The sequence below is a fragment of the Acinetobacter sp. NRRL B-65365 genome, assembly GCF_001605865.1.
In the GTDB taxonomy this organism is placed as follows: domain Bacteria; phylum Pseudomonadota; class Gammaproteobacteria; order Pseudomonadales; family Moraxellaceae; genus Acinetobacter; species Acinetobacter vivianii.
Genome location: NZ_LRPD01000006.1, coordinates 17449 through 38014 on the forward strand (window position 1 = coordinate 17449; position 20566 = coordinate 38014).

Sequence of the window (20566 nt, forward strand, 5' to 3'; positions counted from 1 at the left end):
TTCATGCAACTTACGTTAAAATATTCCGTCTTTGTATTCTCTCACCCCTGCAATTAAGTCGGCACCCTATGAAACAGCACTTTCCTTTAAAAAACATGCAACAAGAAAAGCGCATTTATAAGGGTCGAATCTTCTTTGCTATCTTTCTGGTGGCCTTTTTTCTACTGTTATTGATTTGTCGTTATGCATATTTACAGATTGTTCATTACGATGATTTTACAACAGCATCAGATAAGAACCGAATTCGCTTACAACCACTCGCGCCTGCCCGTGGTTATATCTATGATCGTAATGGGGTTTTGCTCGCCGATAATTATCCTGTTTTTACGGCAACCTTAAGTCGTGCCGATGTCAGCGATATTGATGATACGCTTACTCGTTTGATCCCAATTTTAAATCTCAGTCAGGAAGACGTTGACCGCTTTAAAAGCCGCGTAAAAACAGCACGAAAAACTGAGCGTCTGGCAATCAAATTAAACCTGACGGAAGCAGATATCGCGAAATTCAGTGAAGTGAAATATGCTTTTCCTGGGGTAAAAATTGAAACGCAGATGACCCGCTACTATCCGCATGGCGAACTTTTTGCCCATGTTATTGGATATGTTGGACGTATTAACGATAAAGAACTCAAATCGATTGATAAGGACTTATACGCGGGCACTAACCTGATTGGTAAAATCGGGGTCGAAAAAAGTTATGAAGACTTATTACACGGCACGCCGGGTTATGAATCTGTTGAAGCAGATGCCCATGGTAATGTGCTACGTAATTTAGGACGCCAAAACCCTGCACGTGGTAATGATCTGTACTTATCAATTGACTATGGTCTACAAACGATTGCTGCACAGCAATTAAAAGATCGCCGTGGTGCAATTGTAGCCATGGATCCACGCACAGGTGAAATTCTTGCATTGGTCTCTAGCCCAAGTTTCAATCCAAACTTATTTGTCACTGGGATTAGTACAAAAGACTATAGCGGTCTGCGTGACAACCTCGACCAGCCACTCTACAACCGTGCAGTTCAAGGGGCTTACCCACCTGGCTCAACCATTAAGCCAATGTTTGGTTTAGGCGGCATTCACTATGGTCTGGTCGATTGGGGCACCGCTATTTCAGATCCAGGTTACTTCTCTCTACCTGGCGACAGCCATCGCTTCCGTGACCATAAGAAAAGTGGACATGGTTCAGTCAACATGCACAAGGCACAAATCGTTTCCTGTGATACCTATTTCTATGTTCTGTCCTACCGGATGGGCATTGAAAAAATGAATGACTGGATGCGTCAGTTTGGCTTTGGTGAAAAAACAGGTGTCGATTTACCAAGTGAAAGCTCTGGTCTCTATCCAAGCCCTGAATGGAAAATGCGTACCCGTAAGTCGAAATGGCTCAAAGGTGAAACCATTTCCGTCAGTATTGGACAAGGTGCATTTACGGCAACACCATTACAACTTGCCATGGCAACTGCAATTACTGCCAATAAAGGCTCACATGTTACACCACATGTATTAAGAGAAACCAAAGGCGCCAAAAAGTTTGCTGTACACAATGCGCCTGATGGCAAAATCCAGTTTAACGGCACAGACCAAGACTGGACCAATATGCATGATGCAATGGTTGACGTGATCCAGTCAGGTACAGGTCGCGGCATCAAAGGTGGTTTGCAATACTCGATTGCGGGTAAAACGGGTACGGCGCAGGTGAAGAGTATCGCACAAGGGAAACGCTATAACGAAGCGGCCCTTTCATCTCGACAATGGGACCATGGTCTGTTTGTTGGCTTTGCACCTGCGGATAATCCAGAAATTGCGATTGCCGTCGTTTGGGAAAATGGTCGACACGGTGGTTCCGCCGCACAGATTGCCCGTCCAATCTTCGATTACTGGCTTGTAACGCGCAAAAAGAATCCACTTCGCCCAGCCAATCATCAGGTGAGTGGTGGCTTAATGACCGCAGGAATCAAGCCAGGTGAGTTATCGATGGCAAACGCGGCAGCAGCACAAAATGCAGCACCCGCTTCAAGCCCTGTAGCCACCCCACCTGCTGCGACACCTCCAGCAGCGACTCAATCCGCAGATGATGGAGTAACTGAATAATGAAAAATCAATTACGAATTATTGGCGGTGAATGGAAACGACGCACACTACCATTTGCAACTATTGAAGGCTTACGTCCGACACCTGACCGTGTCCGTGAAACCTTATTTAACTGGTTAATGTGGGATATTCAAAATGCACAGGTTCTAGACTTGTGCAGTGGTTCTGGTGCCTTGGGCTTTGAAGCCCTTTCACGTGGTGCTGCCAAAGTCACCATGATTGAACCGAATCCAACGCAAGCACGTTTTTTAAAAGATAATATTCAACTGTTAAAAGCTGAAAATTGTCAGTTACTGGTCACAACAGCCCAGCAAGCTTTAAGCAAATTAAAAAACAGCTTTGATGTGGTCTTTCTTGATCCACCTTATAGCCTTGATTTATGGCAAGAACTGGCTGAACTGGCTGATCCAATGATTCATCCGAATGCCTATATCTATGTTGAGGCAGATCGTGACTTAGCTCAACTGAAACTTCCTGACAGTTGGCAAAAAATCAAAGAAACCAAAGCGGGTATGGTTAGAGCAGGCTTATATCAAAAAGTGGTTTAGAAAATACTCAGCCAGAAAAACCGTATCATTTGTCCACGATCAAAGGGGAAACTGGACAAATATTCATAACCAATTCGATTACGAAAATTGAGCTGATAAGCGATGCCATAGCCCACTGAAATCGAGAAATCGTCTAATGACAGGCTGGTGGTATCACCCGTTAGCATTTTATGGTTAAACTGATTGGTCTGGTAAGCGGTGTGGTTATAGACACGCCAACGTTCGTTCTGAAAAAACAGATTATGCAAAACTGAATAATCTGTTTTCATTTGCGGATAGGCGGCGTCAAACATTTCCTCGCGATCATCATGGATCGGCTCAAAAAAATCATAATCTTCTGCATTCGACCAGCCAGATAGACCAGCCAGCAGACAGAATAAAAAAATATGCTTAACGCGCATCATCACTTGTATTACTGATAACCCCTCTTTAGGATACCGCTAAAAGTTATTTTTTATCAAGCAATTAAAACTTGTTCTACATTTAAACTGTTCAACTTTATCTTCCCTTCAATCATTACACCTGCCCCTACCTTAACGCAGCCCTTGTTTGCTATAGCGAAATCATGCAAAAGATGTATAAAATTTTTTAATTTTTATTCTGTTAGACATAAATATTTAATTTATAAAACTAAACTTCTATACAATAATAGCCGTCTTTAAAATCTCACTTTATCTATCATGAAACTTTTGTACGTATTCCTCGCCACCTTAAGCTTAACCGGTTGTATCTTTGGAAAATCAAGCGAGGTAAAACGTGCCGAGAAAGTCTTACAAAATTTTGAATGTAATAATATTGAATCTAGCGAGTTAGCAACTTCTTCTATTTCGACTTTTTATCAACAATCTTTGGCTGCCAATAAAGAAAAGGCTGCCTCTTATATTGAACAATATAAAAATGGTGAAGATCTCTTTGACATTCCCCTAGATGAAGTTGTACAACAAAAATATCAATTATATATACAAGCGTGTCAGGCACTTGGCGGGATATCTACAACAAAACAGCCTATTGCTGTAGCTTCTACAGAGTAAGGGAAATACGCTTTGCCTGATCGCGTTTAGGACGTGACATGATAGAAAAACAACTGACATTAAAACATTATCTTGGGCTTGCGCTCATCGTACTTGTGGTTGCTATTGCAAGTATCCATCCACTTGAGTTTGAGTCGTACCTGTTACATCAGGCAGGTACGCTTTTTATGTTGATTGCCCTGCTGATTGCATTCAAGAAAATCGGCCTGAATTACTTCAGTTTCTGCTTATATTTAGTGTTTCTGTTTATCCATATTATTGGCGCTCACTACCTCTATTCCTATGTACCCTATAATCAATGGATCCTCTATTTTTTCAACTTTGACTTAAATCAAAGCATGGGCTGGTCACGGAATATGTATGATCGGCTAGTTCATTTTGCTTATGGACTGCTGCTCTATCCTTTTATTTATCGTTGCTTTCAAGTCTGGCTACCCAATACTAAACCTTTCTCCCTCTTCCTGCTTGTGATCCAGTTTGTCATGGCGTCCAGCGTATTTTATGAGCTCCTTGAATGGGGTCTTTCTATCGGTTTATCGCCTGAAGATGCAGAAAACTACAATGGTCAGCAAGGTGATATGTGGGATGCACATAAAGATATGTTTCTAGCAACAATTGGCGCGATCCTGACGGGAATTATTCAACTGGTAAAACAAAAGACGCTTATTGAAAAATAAGCGTCTTATTTCATCTGTACATTGATTAGATAATTGAATGCTGTAATACATCCAACTGGTCTAAAGGATCTGTCCTGATGGTTTGGGCAAAATCAAAACTTTCGACATTATGACTGCTTGAGCCTGTTGCAGTGGTCGATGGTGTTTGAGTCGAAATAATTTGATTTAAGACATCGTCCACCTGACTGCTTAATTGCTCAGGAACAGACAACAATTCATTTAGGTTTAACTTTTCTGCTGAAGATGAAGGAGATGCAGCCACCTGTTTGGCTTGAAAAGCATCCAGATTGATGGAGTCAACCAATGAAGCTTGTGCCACAGCAGATTCTGGAGCTTCGCTTTGTAATGATGCTGTTGTGGTTGGGGCAACAACATTAAAGCTGAATCCATCACTCATTTCACTGATATTACCCGCAGCATCAGTCTGGGTTAATGTGATCTTATGTGCACCTAATCCCAGCTCTTGGGTAAAGTTAAAACTCCATTTCCCATTGTCCCCGACTGTTACAGTACCCACGGGTTGACCATTATCATAAATCGTCAGCACCGCTTTTGCTTCACCAATGCCCGATAGTGTCGGCTTGGTATCATCGGTATTTGCACCCGCAGCAACTGCGCCTTTTACAGGCCCCACATCATCAGTGACGGTTTGCAAGACAGGCTTATTGGGTGCAATGGTATCTTTGGCTCCCAGCACATCGGTGGCATCTGAACGATTGCCAGCCGCATCAATGATGTACACTTTACCTATATTTTTATCAGTTAAAGCTGGAGATATGGTGATAGTAAATTTCCCATCAGCTCCAACCGTACCTGTCCCAATCGTTTTACCATCCGGGCCCTTGATTTCAACTTTACTATTTGCTTCAGCGATACCTGTTACGGTGTCACCCGCTGCGTTAATCTGAGCTGCGGCTTTATCTGGCGCTATGGTGTCTTTACCTGCGGTGATTTCAAGAGGTTTTGAGACGTTGCCAGCTGCATCTTCCAGTACGACAGAACCCTTTTTATCGGCAGCTAAAGCAGGTGACAGGCTAATCTCAAACTTGCCTTGTGCATCTGTAGTACCACTCCCAATCACCTGACCATCCGCATCTTTAATTACAACTTTGCTATTGGCTTCCGCCCGACCTACGATTGAAGTCCCTTCTTTATTCACTTCAACTGTCGGTTGATCAGGTGCAACTGTATCTTTGCCCGCAAAAACTTTTGAAGGTGTCGATTTATTTCCTGCCGCATCTTCTGCAACAACAGTTCCGCCCTTCTCGCTGGTCAATGGAGGTGAAACTTTAATCGAATATAAACCCTGTTTATTTGCGGTGACGGTACCAAGCAACTTGCCATCTGCATCATAAATAGAGACTTTGGCATTGGCCTCAGTCTTACCCGTTACGATAGTTCCATCCGCATTGAGCTGGGCGGTAGGTGCATCTGGTGCAATGGTATCCTTATTTCCCGTTACTACAGCCATCTTTGAAGCATTTCCAGCGCTATCAATCGCGGTTACTCCAACCCTGCCGCCATTAACTAAAGGCTGATCCAGCTTGATCGAATAATTGCCTTCTGCATCAGCTTGTCCAGTTGCAATCACCTTACCTGTAACATCTTTAACTTCAATTCTGGCATTTGCTTCAGCTTTTCCTGTGATGGTCTGTGTATCAGCGCCTAAAGTTGCCGTAGGTGTGTCTGGCGGTGTTAAATCAATCGGTTTGTTATTGTTGTTACTGTCTTTTTTATCGTCATCATCATCTTTGACAGCCAGTAAATATAACCCTTCTGCTGCTAAAGCGACCAATCCTGCTTTGAGCAATTGCGATTTGGTAATGCCTAAGTCTTCTGCACCATCTGACGTTGCGATCGTCTGTGAAGGTGGCTGTGTATAAGCAAATTGAGTCAGTTGTGTTGTCGGCACATAACGGACAAACTGGCCCGAATCATCAAATTGAGCAATGCTATAGCTTCCGTCTTCTTCAGGAAAAGCCAAAGTATGTTCAGTGACATTTGCATCAGTATAAAAATCACTAATAATGATTTTTTCACCGTTTTTTAGTGTAATGACAAGATCATTACCTTGTTTCATAATAGATTTGATATCGTCCTGATTTACACTAATCTGGACAATCGAAGGCTGATCTAGAATGATCGCTTTTATTTGTCCATCTTGTAAAATATTCGAATTTTTCTTCGAAGAAACGACAACTCTTGTCATTTTTATGCTCACTTATCAATTATATTTTTATCTATTTGTCGATTAATGAATAGTTAAGTAATTCATCTGCATTTAAAATATCAAAACATTCTCTGAACAACAATCTATTCAATCGCTTTTGTTCTGTTTAATTTAAATTGACCATGCGTTCAAAAAACAGACTATAAAAAATAACCTATATTTTTAATTCATATAAAAAAACCAGCCTCACCAGACTGGTTTTCTTTAAAACGCTTCAATTAGAATTTTGGATCACGCATTTGGACAAGCGTGCTGTTTGCTTTCGCAAGACTATCTGTAATTTTATTCATTACAGCTGGAACCAAACTCTCAGCCATTTGCGCAGCTTGTAAACCGAGCTTTTCGCCAAAGGTTGGGCGTTTACGCGTGTTAATTACATAGATATCATGTTTTGGCAGTAGGCTCAGCAAGTATTCGTCTGAAGTCTGTAAGGTATCAACCAGATTCAACTCGCGCGCATCCTCGCCATACCAGTGCTCACCTGTTGCGACTTTTGCAACATCCAGTTGTGGACGATATTTCTCTACAAAGTGCTTAAATAAAGCATGCGTTTGCTGTAACTCTTCTTCGAACTTCGCCTTACCTTCTGGCGTGTTTTCACCAAACATGGTAACAGTACGTTTGTATTCGCCTGCGGTGTACAGTTCAAAATCAACATTGTGTTGTTTTAACAAACGATTAAAGTTAGGAACTTGGGCAACCACGCCGATTGAACCTACCACAGCGAATGGTGCCGAGATGATTTCATTAGCAATACACGCCATCATATAGCCGCCACTCGCTGCAACTTTATCTACGCAGATCGTGACATGAAAACCCGCATCACGTAAACGCACCAGTTGGGCTGCTGCCAGACCATACCCATGTACCATACCGCCTGGACTTTCCAGACGAACAACAACGCGGTCATGTCCAGCTTTTGCAGTTGCCAAGATCAAGGTGATTTCTTCACGAATCGTATCAACGGCAGAGGCTTGTACGTCTCCTTTAAAATCGAGTACGTAAATTTTTTGATCATTCTTACGACGAACTTTTGCTTCTTTGGCAAGTTGTTGCACCAGTTGCAGTAATTCCAAACGAGAAGCTGTTGTTTGCGCAATTTTTTTTCTTTGTTCATTCACACGAGCATTTAAATGACTAATACGAATTTCAGCGGGAAATTTAGGTAAATGGAATAACATACAGTAATGCTCTATAAATTCGGCTTTATCCATCTAAGATGTGGCCTGCTGAATAAAAATTCAATAGTGAATTTGAAAAATAGATTTATTTTCATTTATATAATAAAAAAAGAGCCCGTAGGCTCTTTGATTGATCTGGGTTTTATTAACCAAAACGACCTGTAATATACGCTTCAGTCAATTGATGGTCAGGTTGAGTAAAGACTTTCTCAGTCGAGTTTACTTCGATCAAATCACCCAAATGGAAGTAAGCGGTACGGTCAGAAACACGTGCCGCCTGTTGCATCGAGTGAGTCACGATTGCAATGGTATATTGCTCTGAAAGTTCTGAGATCAGTTCTTCAATCTTTGCTGTCGCAATTGGATCAAGTGCTGAACATGGTTCATCCATCAAAATCACTTCTGGACTTACTGCAATAGTACGTGCAATACATAAACGTTGCTGTTGACCACCCGACAAACCAGTACCTGGCTGACTTAAACGATCTTTGACTTCTTCCCATAAGCCCGCTTTACGCAAGCTGTTTTCTACGATTTCTTCCAAATCATATTTGTCACGCGCCAAACCATGTAATTTAGGGCCATATGCAACATTATCAAAAATAGATTTCGGGAATGGGTTTGGCTTCTGGAATACCATACCCACTTGTGCACGAAGTAAAACAACATCAAGATTTGGATCATAGATATCTTGATTATCGAGTGTCACCTTACCCGTTACACGACAGCTATCAATTGTGTCATTCATACGGTTTAGGGTACGTAAGAAAGTCGATTTACCACAACCTGATGGCCCAATGAATGCAATTACTTCATTTTGGTAAACATCTAGGTCAATTCCTTTGATTGCCTCAGTTTCACCATAGTACACATGAACATCTTTGGTACTGATTTTCACTTCACTTGTCTGAGGTTTCTTAGTTGAAGCCGCCGTTTCGAACTGAGAGACAAATGCAGTATTTGATTGCTTAACTTGCGCTTCAGATGACGTAAATTCTGTTTGCTGTGGATTCACTGATTTATCCTTTTCTACGGCGTTCATAATATCAATCGTATTCATTGTACTCTCCTCAATTACCAACGCACTTCAAATTTCTTACGGAGCCAGATAGCAAGGCCATTTAAACTGATCATGAGTGCAAGTAACACAATAATCGCTGCTGCTGTACGCCCTTCAAAGAAGTTACGTAATTCATTACCTTGCCATAAATAAATTTGTACAGGTAATGCAGTCGCCTGATCTAATGGCGTTGTCGGAATACTTGCAACAAAGGCACTCATACCAATTAATAATAATGGAGCCGTTTCACCCAATGCTTGCGCTACCCCAATAATTGCACCAGTCAGAATCCCTGGTAAAGCTAAAGGCAGAACATGATGGAAAATAGTTTGAACCTTTGAAGCCCCGAGACCCAAAGCGGCCTGACGAATCGAAGGAGGTACTGCTTTTAACGATGCACGCGTGGTAATGATCACAGTTGGCAGAGTCATTAAGCTCAGTACCAGACCACCCACTAGCGGTGCAGATAATGGTAAATGCATCCAGCTAATAAAGATCGCTGCACCCAACAAACCAAACACGATTGAAGGAACAGCAGCCAAGTTGTTGATGTTAACTTCAATAATATCGGTCATCATGTTCTTTGGCGCAAACTCTTCAAGGTAGATTGCACTTGCAACACCAATCGGAATAGAGATCACAATCACGATCAGCATCATGAACAGTGAGCCCATGAATGCACCCGCTAAACCACTGGTTGCAGGAGAACTACGAGAGTCTGGGCTAAAGAATAAATTGGTATTAAAGGTATTTGTTATAACGCCTTGTGCTTTCAATTTATCTGCCAGCTGACGAACCTCTGGGCTTAACTGTTGTTGATCATCAGGTAAAGAGCGATCAATATTTCCTGCTAACCAGACGTCAACATTCGCATCTGCCAAAAATTTAATTTCTTTTTTGGTGCCAATTAAAGATGGATCTTTAAGCACCATATCACGAAGACGATAGGTTTCAGAGCTGGTATACAAACTGCTTAACTCGTCACGTTGAGATTCTAAAGCCTTATCTTTAGCAACAACGCCATTCACGATCAAAGCATCCCAATCCACCATGCCCATCTCTGTTTGCCAAGCCACCATACGCTCTTCAAAATGCGCGGGTGTTTCACCTGCTGTTATTTTTGGTTTTGCACCCGCATTGATAATTGCTGGATCGAAATATACAGGTACAGTTAGACTATTTTGCCAAAATGCTGGTAAGCCCTTACTTAAAATACTACCGAAAAGTAAAGCGACAAAAGCAAGACCAATCACAACCGCAGCAAAACCAGAAAAACGGAATGCCTTTTCCTGACGATGACGCTTAGCCAAAGAGCTCTGGATTTTTCTTTTGCGCTGTTCACGTTGTTCAGCAGCTACTTTTGGATCTAACGCATCCATAGAACTTGTATTTGATGAACTCATTCGTATTGCTCACGATATTTACGCACGATATACAGTGCAATAATGTTTAGACCCAAAGTAATGACAAACAACGTTAAACCTAGAGCAAATGCCACTAGAGCTTGCGGGCTGGCAAAGTCAGTATCGCCAGTTAATTGGTTCACAATCGTTACGGTAACTGTCGAAACGGCTTCTAATGGATTCACATGCAGTAATGGACTATTCCCTGCTGCTAATACCACAATCATAGTCTCACCAATCGCACGAGAAGCGGCCAACAGGAATGCCCCAACAATTCCGGGTAAAGCCGCAGGTAAAACCACTTGGCGAATAGTTTCAGACTTGGTTGCCCCTAAGCCCAAAGAACCATCACGTAATGCACGTGGAACCTGTGTAATAATGTCATCTGAAAGTGAAGAAACGAATGGGATAATCATGATTCCCATTACAAAGCCTGCGGTCAGTGCACTGGTCGCATTGATATGTAAGCCGACTTGTTCACCTAACATTTTGAAGAACGGGCCAATGATCATTAAGGCAAATACACCGTAAACAATCGTTGGAATACCCGCTAATACTTCAATCGCTGGTTTTGCCCAAGCACGTAAACTAGGAGACGCATACTCTGCTAAATAGATCGCGATCATCAATCCGACTGGTACAGCAACAAGTAGTGCGATACCACTCACCATTAAGGTACCCCAGATTAAGGGCAAAATGCCGTAGCTTCCTTCTGCGTTACCAGATGTACTAAAGCCTGGGCTCCATTCGGTACCAAAGAAGAAATCAAAAGGACTGACGAAACGGAAAAAGTGCAATGCTTCATTCAGCATAGACAGCACGATACCAATCGTGGTCAGGATCGCGACGCCAGAACACAAAATCAAACCGACATTAACTGCCTTTTCAACTTGGTTACGTGCGCGGAATTGTTGACTAACATGACGTTTTGCCCAAACCAGACCTGCCAATCCAGCACTAATCACAACGGCCAATTTGGCAAAAGAACCAATCGTCTGGAATTTTGAAAGCTCTTGTGCTGCTGCTAACTCATAAGCTGCTGGCTGATCAGTTACCCCGAAACCAGATGCGAGTGCTTGCACACGACCGGTTAATACATCACGTCCAGCCGCATCTAAGGTTGAACTTACAGAAGCAGGGATATTATTAAAAATAATATGTTGTAAAACACTTGGTTCAACCAAGTTCCAAATAATCAAAATTAAAAAAGCAGGAACACCACACCACAGCGCAACCAATGCCCCATAATACCCTGGACGAGAATGTAGTGCTGCTGAGTTATTTCCCTTACCTGCTAGGTTACGGCTTTTGCTCAGCCCGATTTGATATGCAATTGCCACAAGGGCTAATAACACACCGATAAGTAGCAGATTCATGTAATCTCCACTGTTTTCCCAATTTTCATGATTTGAAAAAACTTAGCTAGACAAAAAGGCTGATGAACCTAAGTCTCACCAGCCTCCCTTTTAACAATATTATTTAACTGATTTACCCGCTTTGAAATCAGCTAGGATTTTTGCACGCTCTTTATCGCTTAAAGGAATCAAACCAGCTTTTTCTAATTTAGAACCTTTACCAGAAATTTTCTTGTTCAAGAAGAATTCTGCAAATTGTGGCAAGCCTTTGATTGATTTCAAGTGTTCGCCTTTCACGTAGAAGAATAATGGACGAGAAACAAGGTAGCTACCATCCAATACTGTTTTTTCTGAAGGTGTTACACCATTTACTGTCGCTACGCGTAATTTATCGCGGTTTGAGTCATAGAAACCTAAACCAAATACACCCACAGCGTTTGGAGAAGTTTTCAAGCGAGCCAATGTTTCAGTATAGTCGCCAGCAATCTCGATCACACGGCCATCTTTACGGAAAGTTGAACATGCTTTCTTCTGGTCATCTTTACTTAAGTTTTTGTAGTAATCAAATGCTTCACAGCCCGCATCAACCATTTTCTCTTGGAAAACTTCGCGTGTACCGTGGTTAGAAGCTGGGATCACTAAAGTGATCGCTTCATTTGGTAATGATTTATCAATTTGATTCCAGTTTGTATAAGGGTTTGGAACCAATTTACCGTTTGAAGGTAATTGTGCAGATAATGCCATGAAGACATGAACTGGTTTTAATTTATACGCTGCTTTTTTAACATTTGAAGCGAATACAATACCGTCGTAACCCACTTTGATTTCTTGTACTTGGTTTACGCCAGATTTTTTACATGTATCCAATTCTGAATCTTTAATTTGACGTGAAGCATTTGCGATATCAATCGTGTTATCGCCAACACCTTGACAGAATTGTTTCAAACCACCACCAGTACCGCCTGAACCGACAACTGGTGCTTTAAATTGAGGGAAAGTGTTGCCAAACTCTTCAGCAACAATACTTGCAAATGGTAATACAGTAGATGAACCAGCAATTTGAATCGTATCACGAGCTGCATTTGCAGTCGTTGCTACAGTTGCCCCAGATACAGCTAATGCAATTGCGATGTGACGTGGATTTAAGCGCATTCTGTTTTCTCTCATTAATGCAATTTGATTTACAACTCTTTTCAAGTTAAGTGTTGTACTTTGGTTAACTGCATTTTGAGCAGATAATATGACAATTAAGTGACAACTTTATGACGCTTTTGTGATGGTCATTTTTTACCATCTATTTTTAGCATGTGGTCCGTCATAAAATCGTATTCCAGCTTTCACATTTGTCATCAATAATGAAAATTAAAAACACAAACCATTAATTTAATTAAAATTTTTAAGAATCAAAAAATCTCAATTAACAAAAAGCATCTTGGGTTAGAAAGTTAGTTTATATATGTTTTATGACAATTCTCTATAAAAAAGGACAGATACAATGCCAAATCCTGTCACAATTGAAACACAAATGATGATTCGCAAACCTGTTTCTAAGGTATTCGAAGCATTCATTGATCCTGAAATTACCTCAAAATTCTGGTTCAGCTCATCCACAGGCAAACTCGAACAAGGTCATACAGTGACTTGGACATGGGAGAAGTACCAATTTTCTACAAAAGTCATGGTGACAAAAATAATTGCGAATGAATTGATCCAGATCCAATGGGGTGAACCCAGCAGTACCGTGGACTTTAGATTTGAAAAAATAAATGAAACGCAAACCTATCTTAGAATCCAGAACTACAATATTGCCTTACAGGGCGATGAACTCATTGCTTTTATTATTGATAGTACTGGCGGTTTTACAACAGTATTGGATAGTTTAAAAGCTTATCTTGAACATGATCTTCAACTTAACCTTGTGCATGATAAGTTCCCGCCTTTTTGATGCTCTCTCATTATTGTTGAAAATAGGTCATGCATTGGCATGCACTATTTGCATAATGCAATGCTGAAGCATATTGATTGATCAGACCAAGAAAGATTGTGTAGGTACGATTCGCTTTATCATTTTATCCACTAATGATTAAGCCTGCTTTTCGATTCGACGATCCACATATTCCATATAGCCACGCCCTTCAATCACGTGTTCTTTATAGACGCCTTCATAAAAATATCCCCCCACATAACCATCGCCAATCCCATAAAGCATAGGGGTATCGACTTCACCTTTTAAACGAATCTCAATCTGCCCTTCCATATTTTTTACAATCCATTGAAACTGATAAGGCAGTTTGATGATACGTCCATCTTCAGCCACAGCTAAACGGGACTGATAACTCAATACTTCAAATTCGGCTGTTAGTCTTAAATGGTCGCTCTCAAGATTTCTGAGAAAAGCCTTATTCACTACTTTTTGTCCATTAAAATGGGTTTCATTGAGCAAAAGCTGCGTGTGTTTATCTAAAGAAATAATATGGTAGGTACTAAAATCCAGTGGAATCTTTTGATTTGAAAGATGAGAGGAAGAATTGAATGCCGTACAAAAGGAATATTCAAACGCACATAAGCCTGAAATTTTTTGCATGTCACCCTGATAATGACAATAGCCTTCATAATGAGACAATAAACTAAAGTGATCAAACATCGGCGTTTGAACAAACCATGAAACTTGATCAGCATTCTTTAACCGAATATCAAGCTTAAACTCAGACTGTCGTACCACGACATGATAATCCGGATACGCTCCTTCTATAGTGATGTCTTTGCCCACTTTAAAAAATGGATTACTGGCCGAAGACTCACTATTTTGTGAGGTCGAATAACTTTGGAAATGTCGGGCCATTTTTGCAGCCGTGCCAGCCACGATCATGGCATTGTCACCCAAATCGGTTTTTAAAAATGGATCAGACTCTACTGCTTCATTCCCCGATGAACTTATAATCGAAAGAAAAGTGAAAAAATGATGCGGTGCGGGTAAATCTGGGATAATAATTCCGTAACGACTCCAGCCACGCTGTTGAGCCCGATGTTTAGAGTCCAAAGCATATTCTTGAAATAAAGACTGTTTAGATGAGATAGCAGGTGTGTCCAGCACTTTATGTAAAGGCTTTATAAAACTCATTAATGCAGGCCATTGATTAAACATCTTATTGTTCTCTTTTTTAAGGTGATTTCCAATACACTTGAAATCATCTTTATTCATTTTTTATACCTGCTTATAAAATACCTAGATTTGTTGGCAAACTTTTATTGAGAAAAATCTAATTTTTAGACAAAACATGACATTTTTAAATGGCGCTCTCACAGCCTGTTCCACTACGAACAAAAAAAGGAGCTCAAATTTGAACTCCTTTTTTCAACTGTCAGACCAGTTCAGATTCAAACATTCGGCTGAGCTTCTGTCGACATCACTTCTTTTTTCTTATATTTGAACACATACACCACCGCCAAAATAGCAAGCCAGATTGGAACAAGCACCACTGCTGGTCGCATATCAGGGGTTAAGCTCATGATCAGTAAAATACCGAAGATAAAACCGATGGTGAGATAATTACTCCAAGGACTAAAAATGCTTTTAAACTTGGTTATATGTTGCTGCTGTTGCATGGCTTTTCTAAATTTAAGATGTGTCCATGAAATCATTAACCAGTTCACCACCAAAGCGGCCACTACCAGCATCATTAAAAACTGGAACGCTTTGCCCGGCATCAAGTAATTCACCACCACACAAAGTGCTGTCACGGAAGCAGAAACAATAGCTGCTGCCATTGGAATCCCACGACGATTGACCTTTTGCAGGATTTTAGGTGCATTTCCCTGCATTGCCAGACCATGTAGCATACGGCTATTACAATAAATACAGCTGTTATAAACTGAAATCGCCGCAATCAGCACCACAAAGTTCAAAACATTTGCGACACCATGGCTATCCAAGGACTGGAAAATAAGCACAAAAGGACTACCACCTTCCGCCAACTGATTCCACGGAAATAAACACAGCAATACGCCAATCGCACCGATATAGAAAATCAGGATACGATAAACAATCTGGTTCACCGCTTTAGGAATGGTTTTATCTGGATTTTTGGTCTCAGCCGCAGTAATACCAATCAACTCAAGACCACCAAAAGCAAACATGATCACCGCCATCGCCATAATAAAACCATGCATGCCGTTTGGAAAAAAGCCACCGAATTGCCATAAGTTTGCAACACTCGCTTGCGGGCCTGCACTGCCAGAGATCAATAAATAAAGTCCAAAACCAATCATGCTCAGGATGGCAAAAATCTTGATACAGGAGAATACGAACTCAGATTCTCCAAAGAAGCGGACATTGACCAGATTGATTCCGTTAATCAGGAGAAAAAAGAATAAAGCCGTGATCCATGTGGGTAGCTCGGGCCACCAAAACTGGACAAAGGTACCAATTGCACTCAGTTCGGCCATACTGACCAGCACATAAAGCACCCAATAATTCCAGCCAGACATAAAGCCAGCCATTGGGCCCCAGTATTTATTGGCAAAATAACTAAAGGAACCGCTCACGGGTTCCTCGACCACCATTTCACCTAAATGGCGCATAATTAAAAAAGCAATGACACCTGCCAATGCGTATCCCAGTAGAACCGACGGCCCCGCCAATTTAATGGTTTGCGAGATGCCTAAAAACAATCCTGTGCCTACCGCACCGCCTAATGCAATCAGCTGAATATGCCGATTGGATAGACCTTGTTTTAACTCATGTTTATTGTCTACATCCATCACTTAACTCCAATGTGTGTGTCACATCCTGTACACCTTTATGCAGCGTTAGATCCGAAGCCAATCATTTAGCTTCGAATCTCATTCGCTTTCTTATCAATTTATAAATTTGAAGACTTTCCTGTCTTCTCAATGAACTAGAACGAAATCACTTTTTGATAGGGAATCTTTTGAGAACGCTGCTTGAGAATTTCATAGCCACGATCCCCATAGTCAAAGCGTGCAATCACCGAAGCAAACTTCTTCAGGCTCAATGGCGCATCCATTGCGGGAAGCTTTAATTCAATAAAAGTCAGACCATCAAACTGATGCATCGTGTCCAAGGTCTGCTTAAGTTGGCCAGCTGTTTCAACCACACAGCTCTTATATTGATGTTTACCATTAAAGACACCAGGAATTTCTGTATAGTGCCAGTTTTGAATATCGTTATAGGCTGCATTTTCCCCCATGATCAAACGTTCGATGGTATAACCGCCATTATTCAATAAGAAGATAATGGGTTTAAGTCCATGACGGATAATGGTTGAAAGCTCCTGTACGGTTAACTGGAACGAACCATCACCAATAAACAGAATCTGACGACGTTCTGGTGCAGCCAATAAACTGCCGAGCAAAGCTGGTAAGGTATAACCGATCGAACCCCAAAGTGGTTGGGCAATATATTTAGCTGTTGCAGGTAACTTTAAGCCTGCCAAAGCTGAGTTCGAAGTACCCACCTCGCCGATAATGACATCATCTTCTTTAAGAAAATCAGCGACCGCACTCCAGAGAATGTCTTGACTGAGCTTTTGCTGTTCAGGAACATCGATGACTTGGGGTTGTTGTTTTTCCAGAATGGGTTTGATGAGTTTGCGTGGCGCAACTTTCTTGTTGAGTTCAACCAATAGTTGTCCAATCTCAATGCCCGGATAATCCTGACCGAAAATCGTCAAGGCATAGGGTTTGATTTCAATATAATTTTCGGTGGCAATCTGATGGGTAAAAACGCCCGTCCCCACATCAGAAAAACGTACCCCAACACCAATCAGGCAGTCGGATTGCTCAATGGTGCTGCGAACATTCGGCTGGCTCGCGCCGCCAACATACGTCCCCACATAACGTGGTGAACCTTCGTCCATAATATTTTTCGCGGTGAGCATGCTGGCAAAAGGAATCGAACATTTCTGCGATAAATCATTCAGCAATGAGGTCACCCCAAATACTGACGCTTCATTATCAATTAACAATGCTGGATTTTTAGCCGAACCAATCACTTCACATAGCTTCGCCACAGCACTTTGGAGCAGCTCTGGCTCGACCGCAGGATAAGACAAATCCAACGGGCGATCTGTCACTTCAATTTTGACATGGGTAATATCTGAAGGCAGCTGGATATGAACTGGACGACGATCAAGAAAACACTGACGTAACACACGATCAATTTCAAATGCAGCATTGGCAGGCGTTAAGCGCGTCTGTGCCACAGTGAACTCTTTCATACAGTTCATGATATTGTCGTAATTACCATCCACCAGTGTGTGATGTACCAAAGTGCCCTTCTGAACCACATGTAACGGTGGAATACCCGAGATATGCACCACAGGTACATTTTCGGCATAAGCCCCTGCAATACCATTAATCGCACTTAGATCACCGACACCATAAGTAGTAGTCAAGGCTGCAAAACCGTTGATCCGTGCATAACCGTCTGCTGCATAAGCAGCGTTTAATTCATTACAATTGCCAATAAATTCGAGTTGTGAATCCGCTTCAACTTGTTCGAGATAGGAAAGGTTAAAATCACCAGGTACCCCAAAGAGGTGCAGGATACCCATTTGCTTAAGACGAAGATTTAAAAAGTCACCAATTTCTATGAACATCACTCTATATCCTTTGAGGCCATTTTTATTCCATAGAAAAATAATATTTCATCTACCTTTTAGATTTCGTGCATAATGAAAACGCATTTTAATAAAAATACAATATTTGTGTATCATAAAAGGATTTTATGCAATGGATAAGTTCGACTGGCAAATCATTCAGGCATTACAAAAGAATGGACGGCTCACCAATCAGGAAGTGGGAGATTTAATCGGTTTATCTGCTTCCCAGTGTTCCAGACGGCGGCAGCTACTGGAACAAAAAGGCGTGATTCTAGGCTATGCTGCGCGCATTCACCAACAGGCTTTAGGTTTGGAGGTGACAGCGATGATCCATATTAATCTGCGCATCCATGAAGCCAAGTCACAACAAGCATTTCAGGATTTGATTGAGGCAGAAGACAATATTCAGGATGCCTTTTCAATTAGTGGCGATGCCGATTTTATTTTAAAAGTGGTGGCGGAAAATCTGGAACAGCTTTCCCAGTTTGTCACAGAGCGGCTGCTGTCTTATGGTTTTATTGGACATATTAAATCTTACATTGTGCTAAAAAAAATCAAGGAACAGAATCATTTCATGAGTAAAGCCAAAAGCCATAGCTATCACCCTGCGACTTAGGTCGAGCGATAGCGAGCATCAATAAAAAGAAAAAGGCGGATATCGAATCCGCCTTAAAATTATAAAAAACTTAAACTTTATTGATATGCAGCGTTTGCCCAATGGTATTTTCTATTAACCCTTCCATACCAAATTCGGCACCGACACCAGACATTTTCCAACCACCAAAAGGTGCATGCGGTACAATTTCAGCATGAGTATTGATCCAGACTGTGCCGCATTCTAGTTGTGCTGCATAGAATTGGGCGGCTTTCAGATCACTCGACCAGATGGATCCACCCAATCCAAATTCACTCGCATTGGCGCGCGCGATCGCATCATCAATGCTGGTATATTTTAGAATCGGCAACACTGGGCCAAACTGCTCTTCTTGCACCACGCGGCATGTTTCATCCAGTCCTGTGAGAATAGTCGGTGCAATAAAATAGCCCTGTTCAGGTAATGCTTGATCACCCGATAAAGCCTTCGCGCCCTGCGCAATCGCATCAGCGATCAAAGCTTTAACTTTCTGATATTGCATCTGGTTTTGTACTGGCCCAAAGGTCGTTTCAGATGCCATGCCATCACCCACGATCTGCGCATTGGCAATATCAGCAAGTTTCTGTGCTAAAGCATCATATTGGCTTTCATGTACATATAGACGTTTTAAGGCAGCACAGGTTTGCCCTGCATTTAAAAATGCGACGTTAAAAATACGTTGGGCAATCTGGTCGAGATCTGAATCTGGTAATACGATACCCGCATCATTACCGCCAAGCTCTAGCGTTAAATGTTTTAAGGTCTTTACTGCACCAGACATAATATGTTGGCCAGTCTTGGTGGAACCGGTAAAAACAACCTTTTGTACATCTGGATGGGTTGATAGTGCTTCACCTATTTCCCCATCACCCACCACAATCGAGATAACACCTGCTGGCACTTCTTGCTGAATGATTTCACACAGCTTTAAAGTGGCTAAAGGTGTAAATTCAGATGGTTTATTGATGACCACATTACCTGCACGTAAAGCAGGCATGATATGCCAGACGGCAATCATCAGCGGCCAGTTCCACGGCGTGATTGAAGCAACCACACCTAAAGGCTGATAATGACGCTCAATACGTTTCTGCTCGCTATCTTCCAAGACATCCACGGGTAAGTCCAGACTTGCAGTATAACGTGTCCAGCCAATCGCACCCTGCACTTCCATTTGTGCCAATGCCAATGGCTTACCTTGTTCCAATACTACCAATTCAGCCAAAGTTTCAGCGTGCTTTTCTATACCATCGGCAATTTTGTTGAGTATATTTTTACGTTCTTCATGCGGACAACGCTGCCAGCTTTTAAATGCTTGCTTTGCCGCAGCGATCGCTTGATTCACCTGAGCAACAGAAGCTTTGGCACAACTTGCTGCAACCGTGCCTGTTGCAGGATTAATAATATCAAGTTCACCTTGTTCACCTAAACAAGATTGACCGTTAATAATAAGTTTAAATTCATTTTGCATATTCAATTGTTGCATGCCTTGTTCCTTCTGTTCATTGTAATCATGATTTTTGCCTTATCGAACCTACGCTATAGGCCGTAAGTACAAAATGGATGACATCTATCCATCAAAATATTGAGCATCTATCACTACAATATGGAATTTGTGCACCACAGTTTATGCATAATTATTTCTGATTCAGATTCAAAATGCACAGTTTGTGCATAACAGCTACATTTCTCTACTGAGTTATCATAAAAAACCATCGTATCGGCTGTAGACAT

17 protein-coding genes are annotated in these 20566 nt (G+C 41.5%); 6 read left to right on the forward strand and 11 right to left on the reverse strand.

Annotated features, from left to right (window positions below):
* The first annotated feature begins 68 nt into the window (after positions 1-68).
* The gene (mrdA, locus tag AWW72_RS03650) at positions 69-2093 is read left to right on the forward strand and encodes a penicillin-binding protein 2 (RefSeq protein WP_062846478.1); all 2025 of its coding nucleotides are present in this window, start codon (positions 69-71) and stop codon (positions 2091-2093) included.
* Positions 2093-2641: a 16S rRNA (guanine(966)-N(2))-methyltransferase RsmD gene (gene rsmD, locus AWW72_RS03655; protein ID WP_004770221.1), complete on the forward strand. Its 549-nt coding sequence runs from the start codon at positions 2093-2095 to the stop codon at positions 2639-2641. The genes mrdA and rsmD overlap by 1 nt, the downstream gene beginning before the upstream one ends.
* On the opposite strand, the gene AWW72_RS03660 is transcribed toward rsmD, so the two are convergent.
* The gene (locus AWW72_RS03660; RefSeq protein WP_032810290.1) at positions 2638-3042 is read right to left on the reverse strand and encodes a hypothetical protein; all 405 of its coding nucleotides are present in this window, start codon (positions 3040-3042) and stop codon (positions 2638-2640) included. The genes rsmD and AWW72_RS03660 overlap by 4 nt on opposite strands.
* A gap of 279 nt (positions 3043-3321) precedes the next feature.
* Between AWW72_RS03660 and AWW72_RS03665 the strand changes: the two genes are divergently transcribed.
* The gene (locus AWW72_RS03665) at positions 3322-3672 is read left to right on the forward strand and encodes a hypothetical protein (RefSeq protein WP_062846479.1); all 351 of its coding nucleotides are present in this window, start codon (positions 3322-3324) and stop codon (positions 3670-3672) included.
* 38 nt (positions 3673-3710) lie between these two features.
* The gene (locus AWW72_RS03670; protein WP_062846480.1) at positions 3711-4349 is read left to right on the forward strand and encodes a DUF2238 domain-containing protein; all 639 of its coding nucleotides are present in this window, start codon (positions 3711-3713) and stop codon (positions 4347-4349) included.
* 25 nt (positions 4350-4374) lie between these two features.
* Here AWW72_RS03670 and blp2 read toward each other — a convergent pair whose 3' ends face one another.
* From blp2 to AWW72_RS03700, 6 genes are all read right to left on the reverse strand, one after another.
* Complete coding sequence (blp2, locus tag AWW72_RS03675; protein WP_062846481.1) at positions 4375-6558, reverse strand: Ig-like repeat protein Blp2; 2184 nt, start codon at positions 6556-6558, stop codon at positions 4375-4377.
* Positions 6559-6797: 239 nt separating this feature from the next.
* Positions 6798-7760 carry a protease SohB gene (sohB, locus tag AWW72_RS03680; protein ID WP_047426886.1) on the reverse strand — a complete coding sequence of 321 codons (963 nt, stop codon included), beginning with the start codon at positions 7758-7760 and terminating at the stop codon, positions 6798-6800.
* 145 nt (positions 7761-7905) lie between these two features.
* Positions 7906-8820: a phosphate ABC transporter ATP-binding protein PstB gene (gene pstB / locus AWW72_RS03685; protein ID WP_004770231.1), complete on the reverse strand. Its 915-nt coding sequence runs from the start codon at positions 8818-8820 to the stop codon at positions 7906-7908.
* A gap of 14 nt (positions 8821-8834) precedes the next feature.
* The gene (gene pstA / locus AWW72_RS03690) at positions 8835-10223 is read right to left on the reverse strand and encodes a phosphate ABC transporter permease PstA (protein ID WP_062846482.1); all 1389 of its coding nucleotides are present in this window, start codon (positions 10221-10223) and stop codon (positions 8835-8837) included.
* Positions 10220-11599, reverse strand: coding sequence for a phosphate ABC transporter permease subunit PstC (pstC, locus tag AWW72_RS03695; protein WP_047426882.1), 1380 nt, complete (start codon positions 11597-11599; stop codon positions 10220-10222). The genes pstA and pstC overlap by 4 nt, the downstream gene beginning before the upstream one ends.
* Positions 11600-11698: 99 nt before the next feature.
* Entirely contained in the window at positions 11699-12730 is a 1032-nt protein-coding gene (locus tag AWW72_RS03700; RefSeq protein ID WP_004770235.1) for a substrate-binding domain-containing protein, read from the reverse strand.
* Between the two features lie 343 nt (positions 12731-13073).
* Between AWW72_RS03700 and AWW72_RS03705 the strand changes: the two genes are divergently transcribed.
* A complete protein-coding gene (locus tag AWW72_RS03705) occupies positions 13074-13523 on the forward strand; it encodes an SRPBCC family protein (protein ID WP_062846483.1) in 450 nt (149 codons plus the stop codon).
* 138 nt (positions 13524-13661) lie between these two features.
* Here AWW72_RS03705 and AWW72_RS03710 read toward each other — a convergent pair whose 3' ends face one another.
* From AWW72_RS03710 to AWW72_RS03720, 3 genes are all read right to left on the reverse strand, one after another.
* Positions 13662-14723: a DUF6670 family protein gene (locus tag AWW72_RS03710; RefSeq protein ID WP_249409143.1), complete on the reverse strand. Its 1062-nt coding sequence runs from the start codon at positions 14721-14723 to the stop codon at positions 13662-13664.
* A 233-nt stretch (positions 14724-14956) separates the two neighbouring features.
* Entirely contained in the window at positions 14957-16339 is a 1383-nt protein-coding gene (locus AWW72_RS03715) for an amino acid permease (protein WP_062846485.1), read from the reverse strand.
* 137 nt (positions 16340-16476) lie between these two features.
* Positions 16477-18198 carry an alpha-keto acid decarboxylase family protein gene (locus AWW72_RS03720; protein WP_062846486.1) on the reverse strand — a complete coding sequence of 574 codons (1722 nt, stop codon included), beginning with the start codon at positions 18196-18198 and terminating at the stop codon, positions 16477-16479.
* 133 nt (positions 18199-18331) lie between these two features.
* Here AWW72_RS03720 and AWW72_RS03725 point away from each other — a divergent pair, with 133 nt between their 5' ends.
* Positions 18332-18817, forward strand: coding sequence for an Lrp/AsnC family transcriptional regulator (locus tag AWW72_RS03725; protein WP_004770243.1), 486 nt, complete (start codon positions 18332-18334; stop codon positions 18815-18817).
* Between the two features lie 70 nt (positions 18818-18887).
* On the opposite strand, the gene AWW72_RS03730 is transcribed toward AWW72_RS03725, so the two are convergent.
* Positions 18888-20318, reverse strand: a complete 1431-nt coding sequence (locus AWW72_RS03730) for an aldehyde dehydrogenase family protein (protein WP_062846487.1) — start codon at positions 20316-20318, stop codon at positions 18888-18890.
* Positions 20319-20566: the final 248 nt, after the last annotated feature.

What these genes read in the sequence shown, in the direction of transcription:
- mrdA (WP_062846478.1), top strand. Translation starts at nt 69, where the DNA reads ATGAAACAGCACTTTCCTTTAAAAAACATGCAACAAGAAAAGCGCATT.
- rsmD (WP_004770221.1), top strand. Translation starts at nt 2,093, where the DNA reads ATGAAAAATCAATTACGAATTATTGGCGGTGAATGGAAACGACGCACA.
- AWW72_RS03660 (WP_032810290.1), bottom strand. Translation starts at nt 3,042, where the DNA reads ATGCGCGTTAAGCATATTTTTTTATTCTGTCTGCTGGCTGGTCTATCT.
- AWW72_RS03665 (WP_062846479.1), top strand. Translation starts at nt 3,322, where the DNA reads ATGAAACTTTTGTACGTATTCCTCGCCACCTTAAGCTTAACCGGTTGT.
- AWW72_RS03670 (WP_062846480.1), top strand. Translation starts at nt 3,711, where the DNA reads ATGATAGAAAAACAACTGACATTAAAACATTATCTTGGGCTTGCGCTC.
- blp2 (WP_062846481.1), bottom strand. Translation starts at nt 6,558, where the DNA reads ATGACAAGAGTTGTCGTTTCTTCGAAGAAAAATTCGAATATTTTACAA.
- sohB (WP_047426886.1), bottom strand. Translation starts at nt 7,760, where the DNA reads ATGTTATTCCATTTACCTAAATTTCCCGCTGAAATTCGTATTAGTCAT.
- pstB (WP_004770231.1), bottom strand. Translation starts at nt 8,820, where the DNA reads ATGAATACGATTGATATTATGAACGCCGTAGAAAAGGATAAATCAGTG.
- pstA (WP_062846482.1), bottom strand. Translation starts at nt 10,223, where the DNA reads ATGAGTTCATCAAATACAAGTTCTATGGATGCGTTAGATCCAAAAGTA.
- pstC (WP_047426882.1), bottom strand. Translation starts at nt 11,599, where the DNA reads ATGAATCTGCTACTTATCGGTGTGTTATTAGCCCTTGTGGCAATTGCA.
- AWW72_RS03700 (WP_004770235.1), bottom strand. Translation starts at nt 12,730, where the DNA reads ATGCGCTTAAATCCACGTCACATCGCAATTGCATTAGCTGTATCTGGG.
- AWW72_RS03705 (WP_062846483.1), top strand. Translation starts at nt 13,074, where the DNA reads ATGCCAAATCCTGTCACAATTGAAACACAAATGATGATTCGCAAACCT.
- AWW72_RS03710 (WP_249409143.1), bottom strand. Translation starts at nt 14,723, where the DNA reads ATGTTTAATCAATGGCCTGCATTAATGAGTTTTATAAAGCCTTTACAT.
- AWW72_RS03715 (WP_062846485.1), bottom strand. Translation starts at nt 16,339, where the DNA reads ATGGATGTAGACAATAAACATGAGTTAAAACAAGGTCTATCCAATCGG.
- AWW72_RS03720 (WP_062846486.1), bottom strand. Translation starts at nt 18,198, where the DNA reads ATGTTCATAGAAATTGGTGACTTTTTAAATCTTCGTCTTAAGCAAATG.
- AWW72_RS03725 (WP_004770243.1), top strand. Translation starts at nt 18,332, where the DNA reads ATGGATAAGTTCGACTGGCAAATCATTCAGGCATTACAAAAGAATGGA.
- AWW72_RS03730 (WP_062846487.1), bottom strand. Translation starts at nt 20,318, where the DNA reads ATGCAACAATTGAATATGCAAAATGAATTTAAACTTATTATTAACGGT.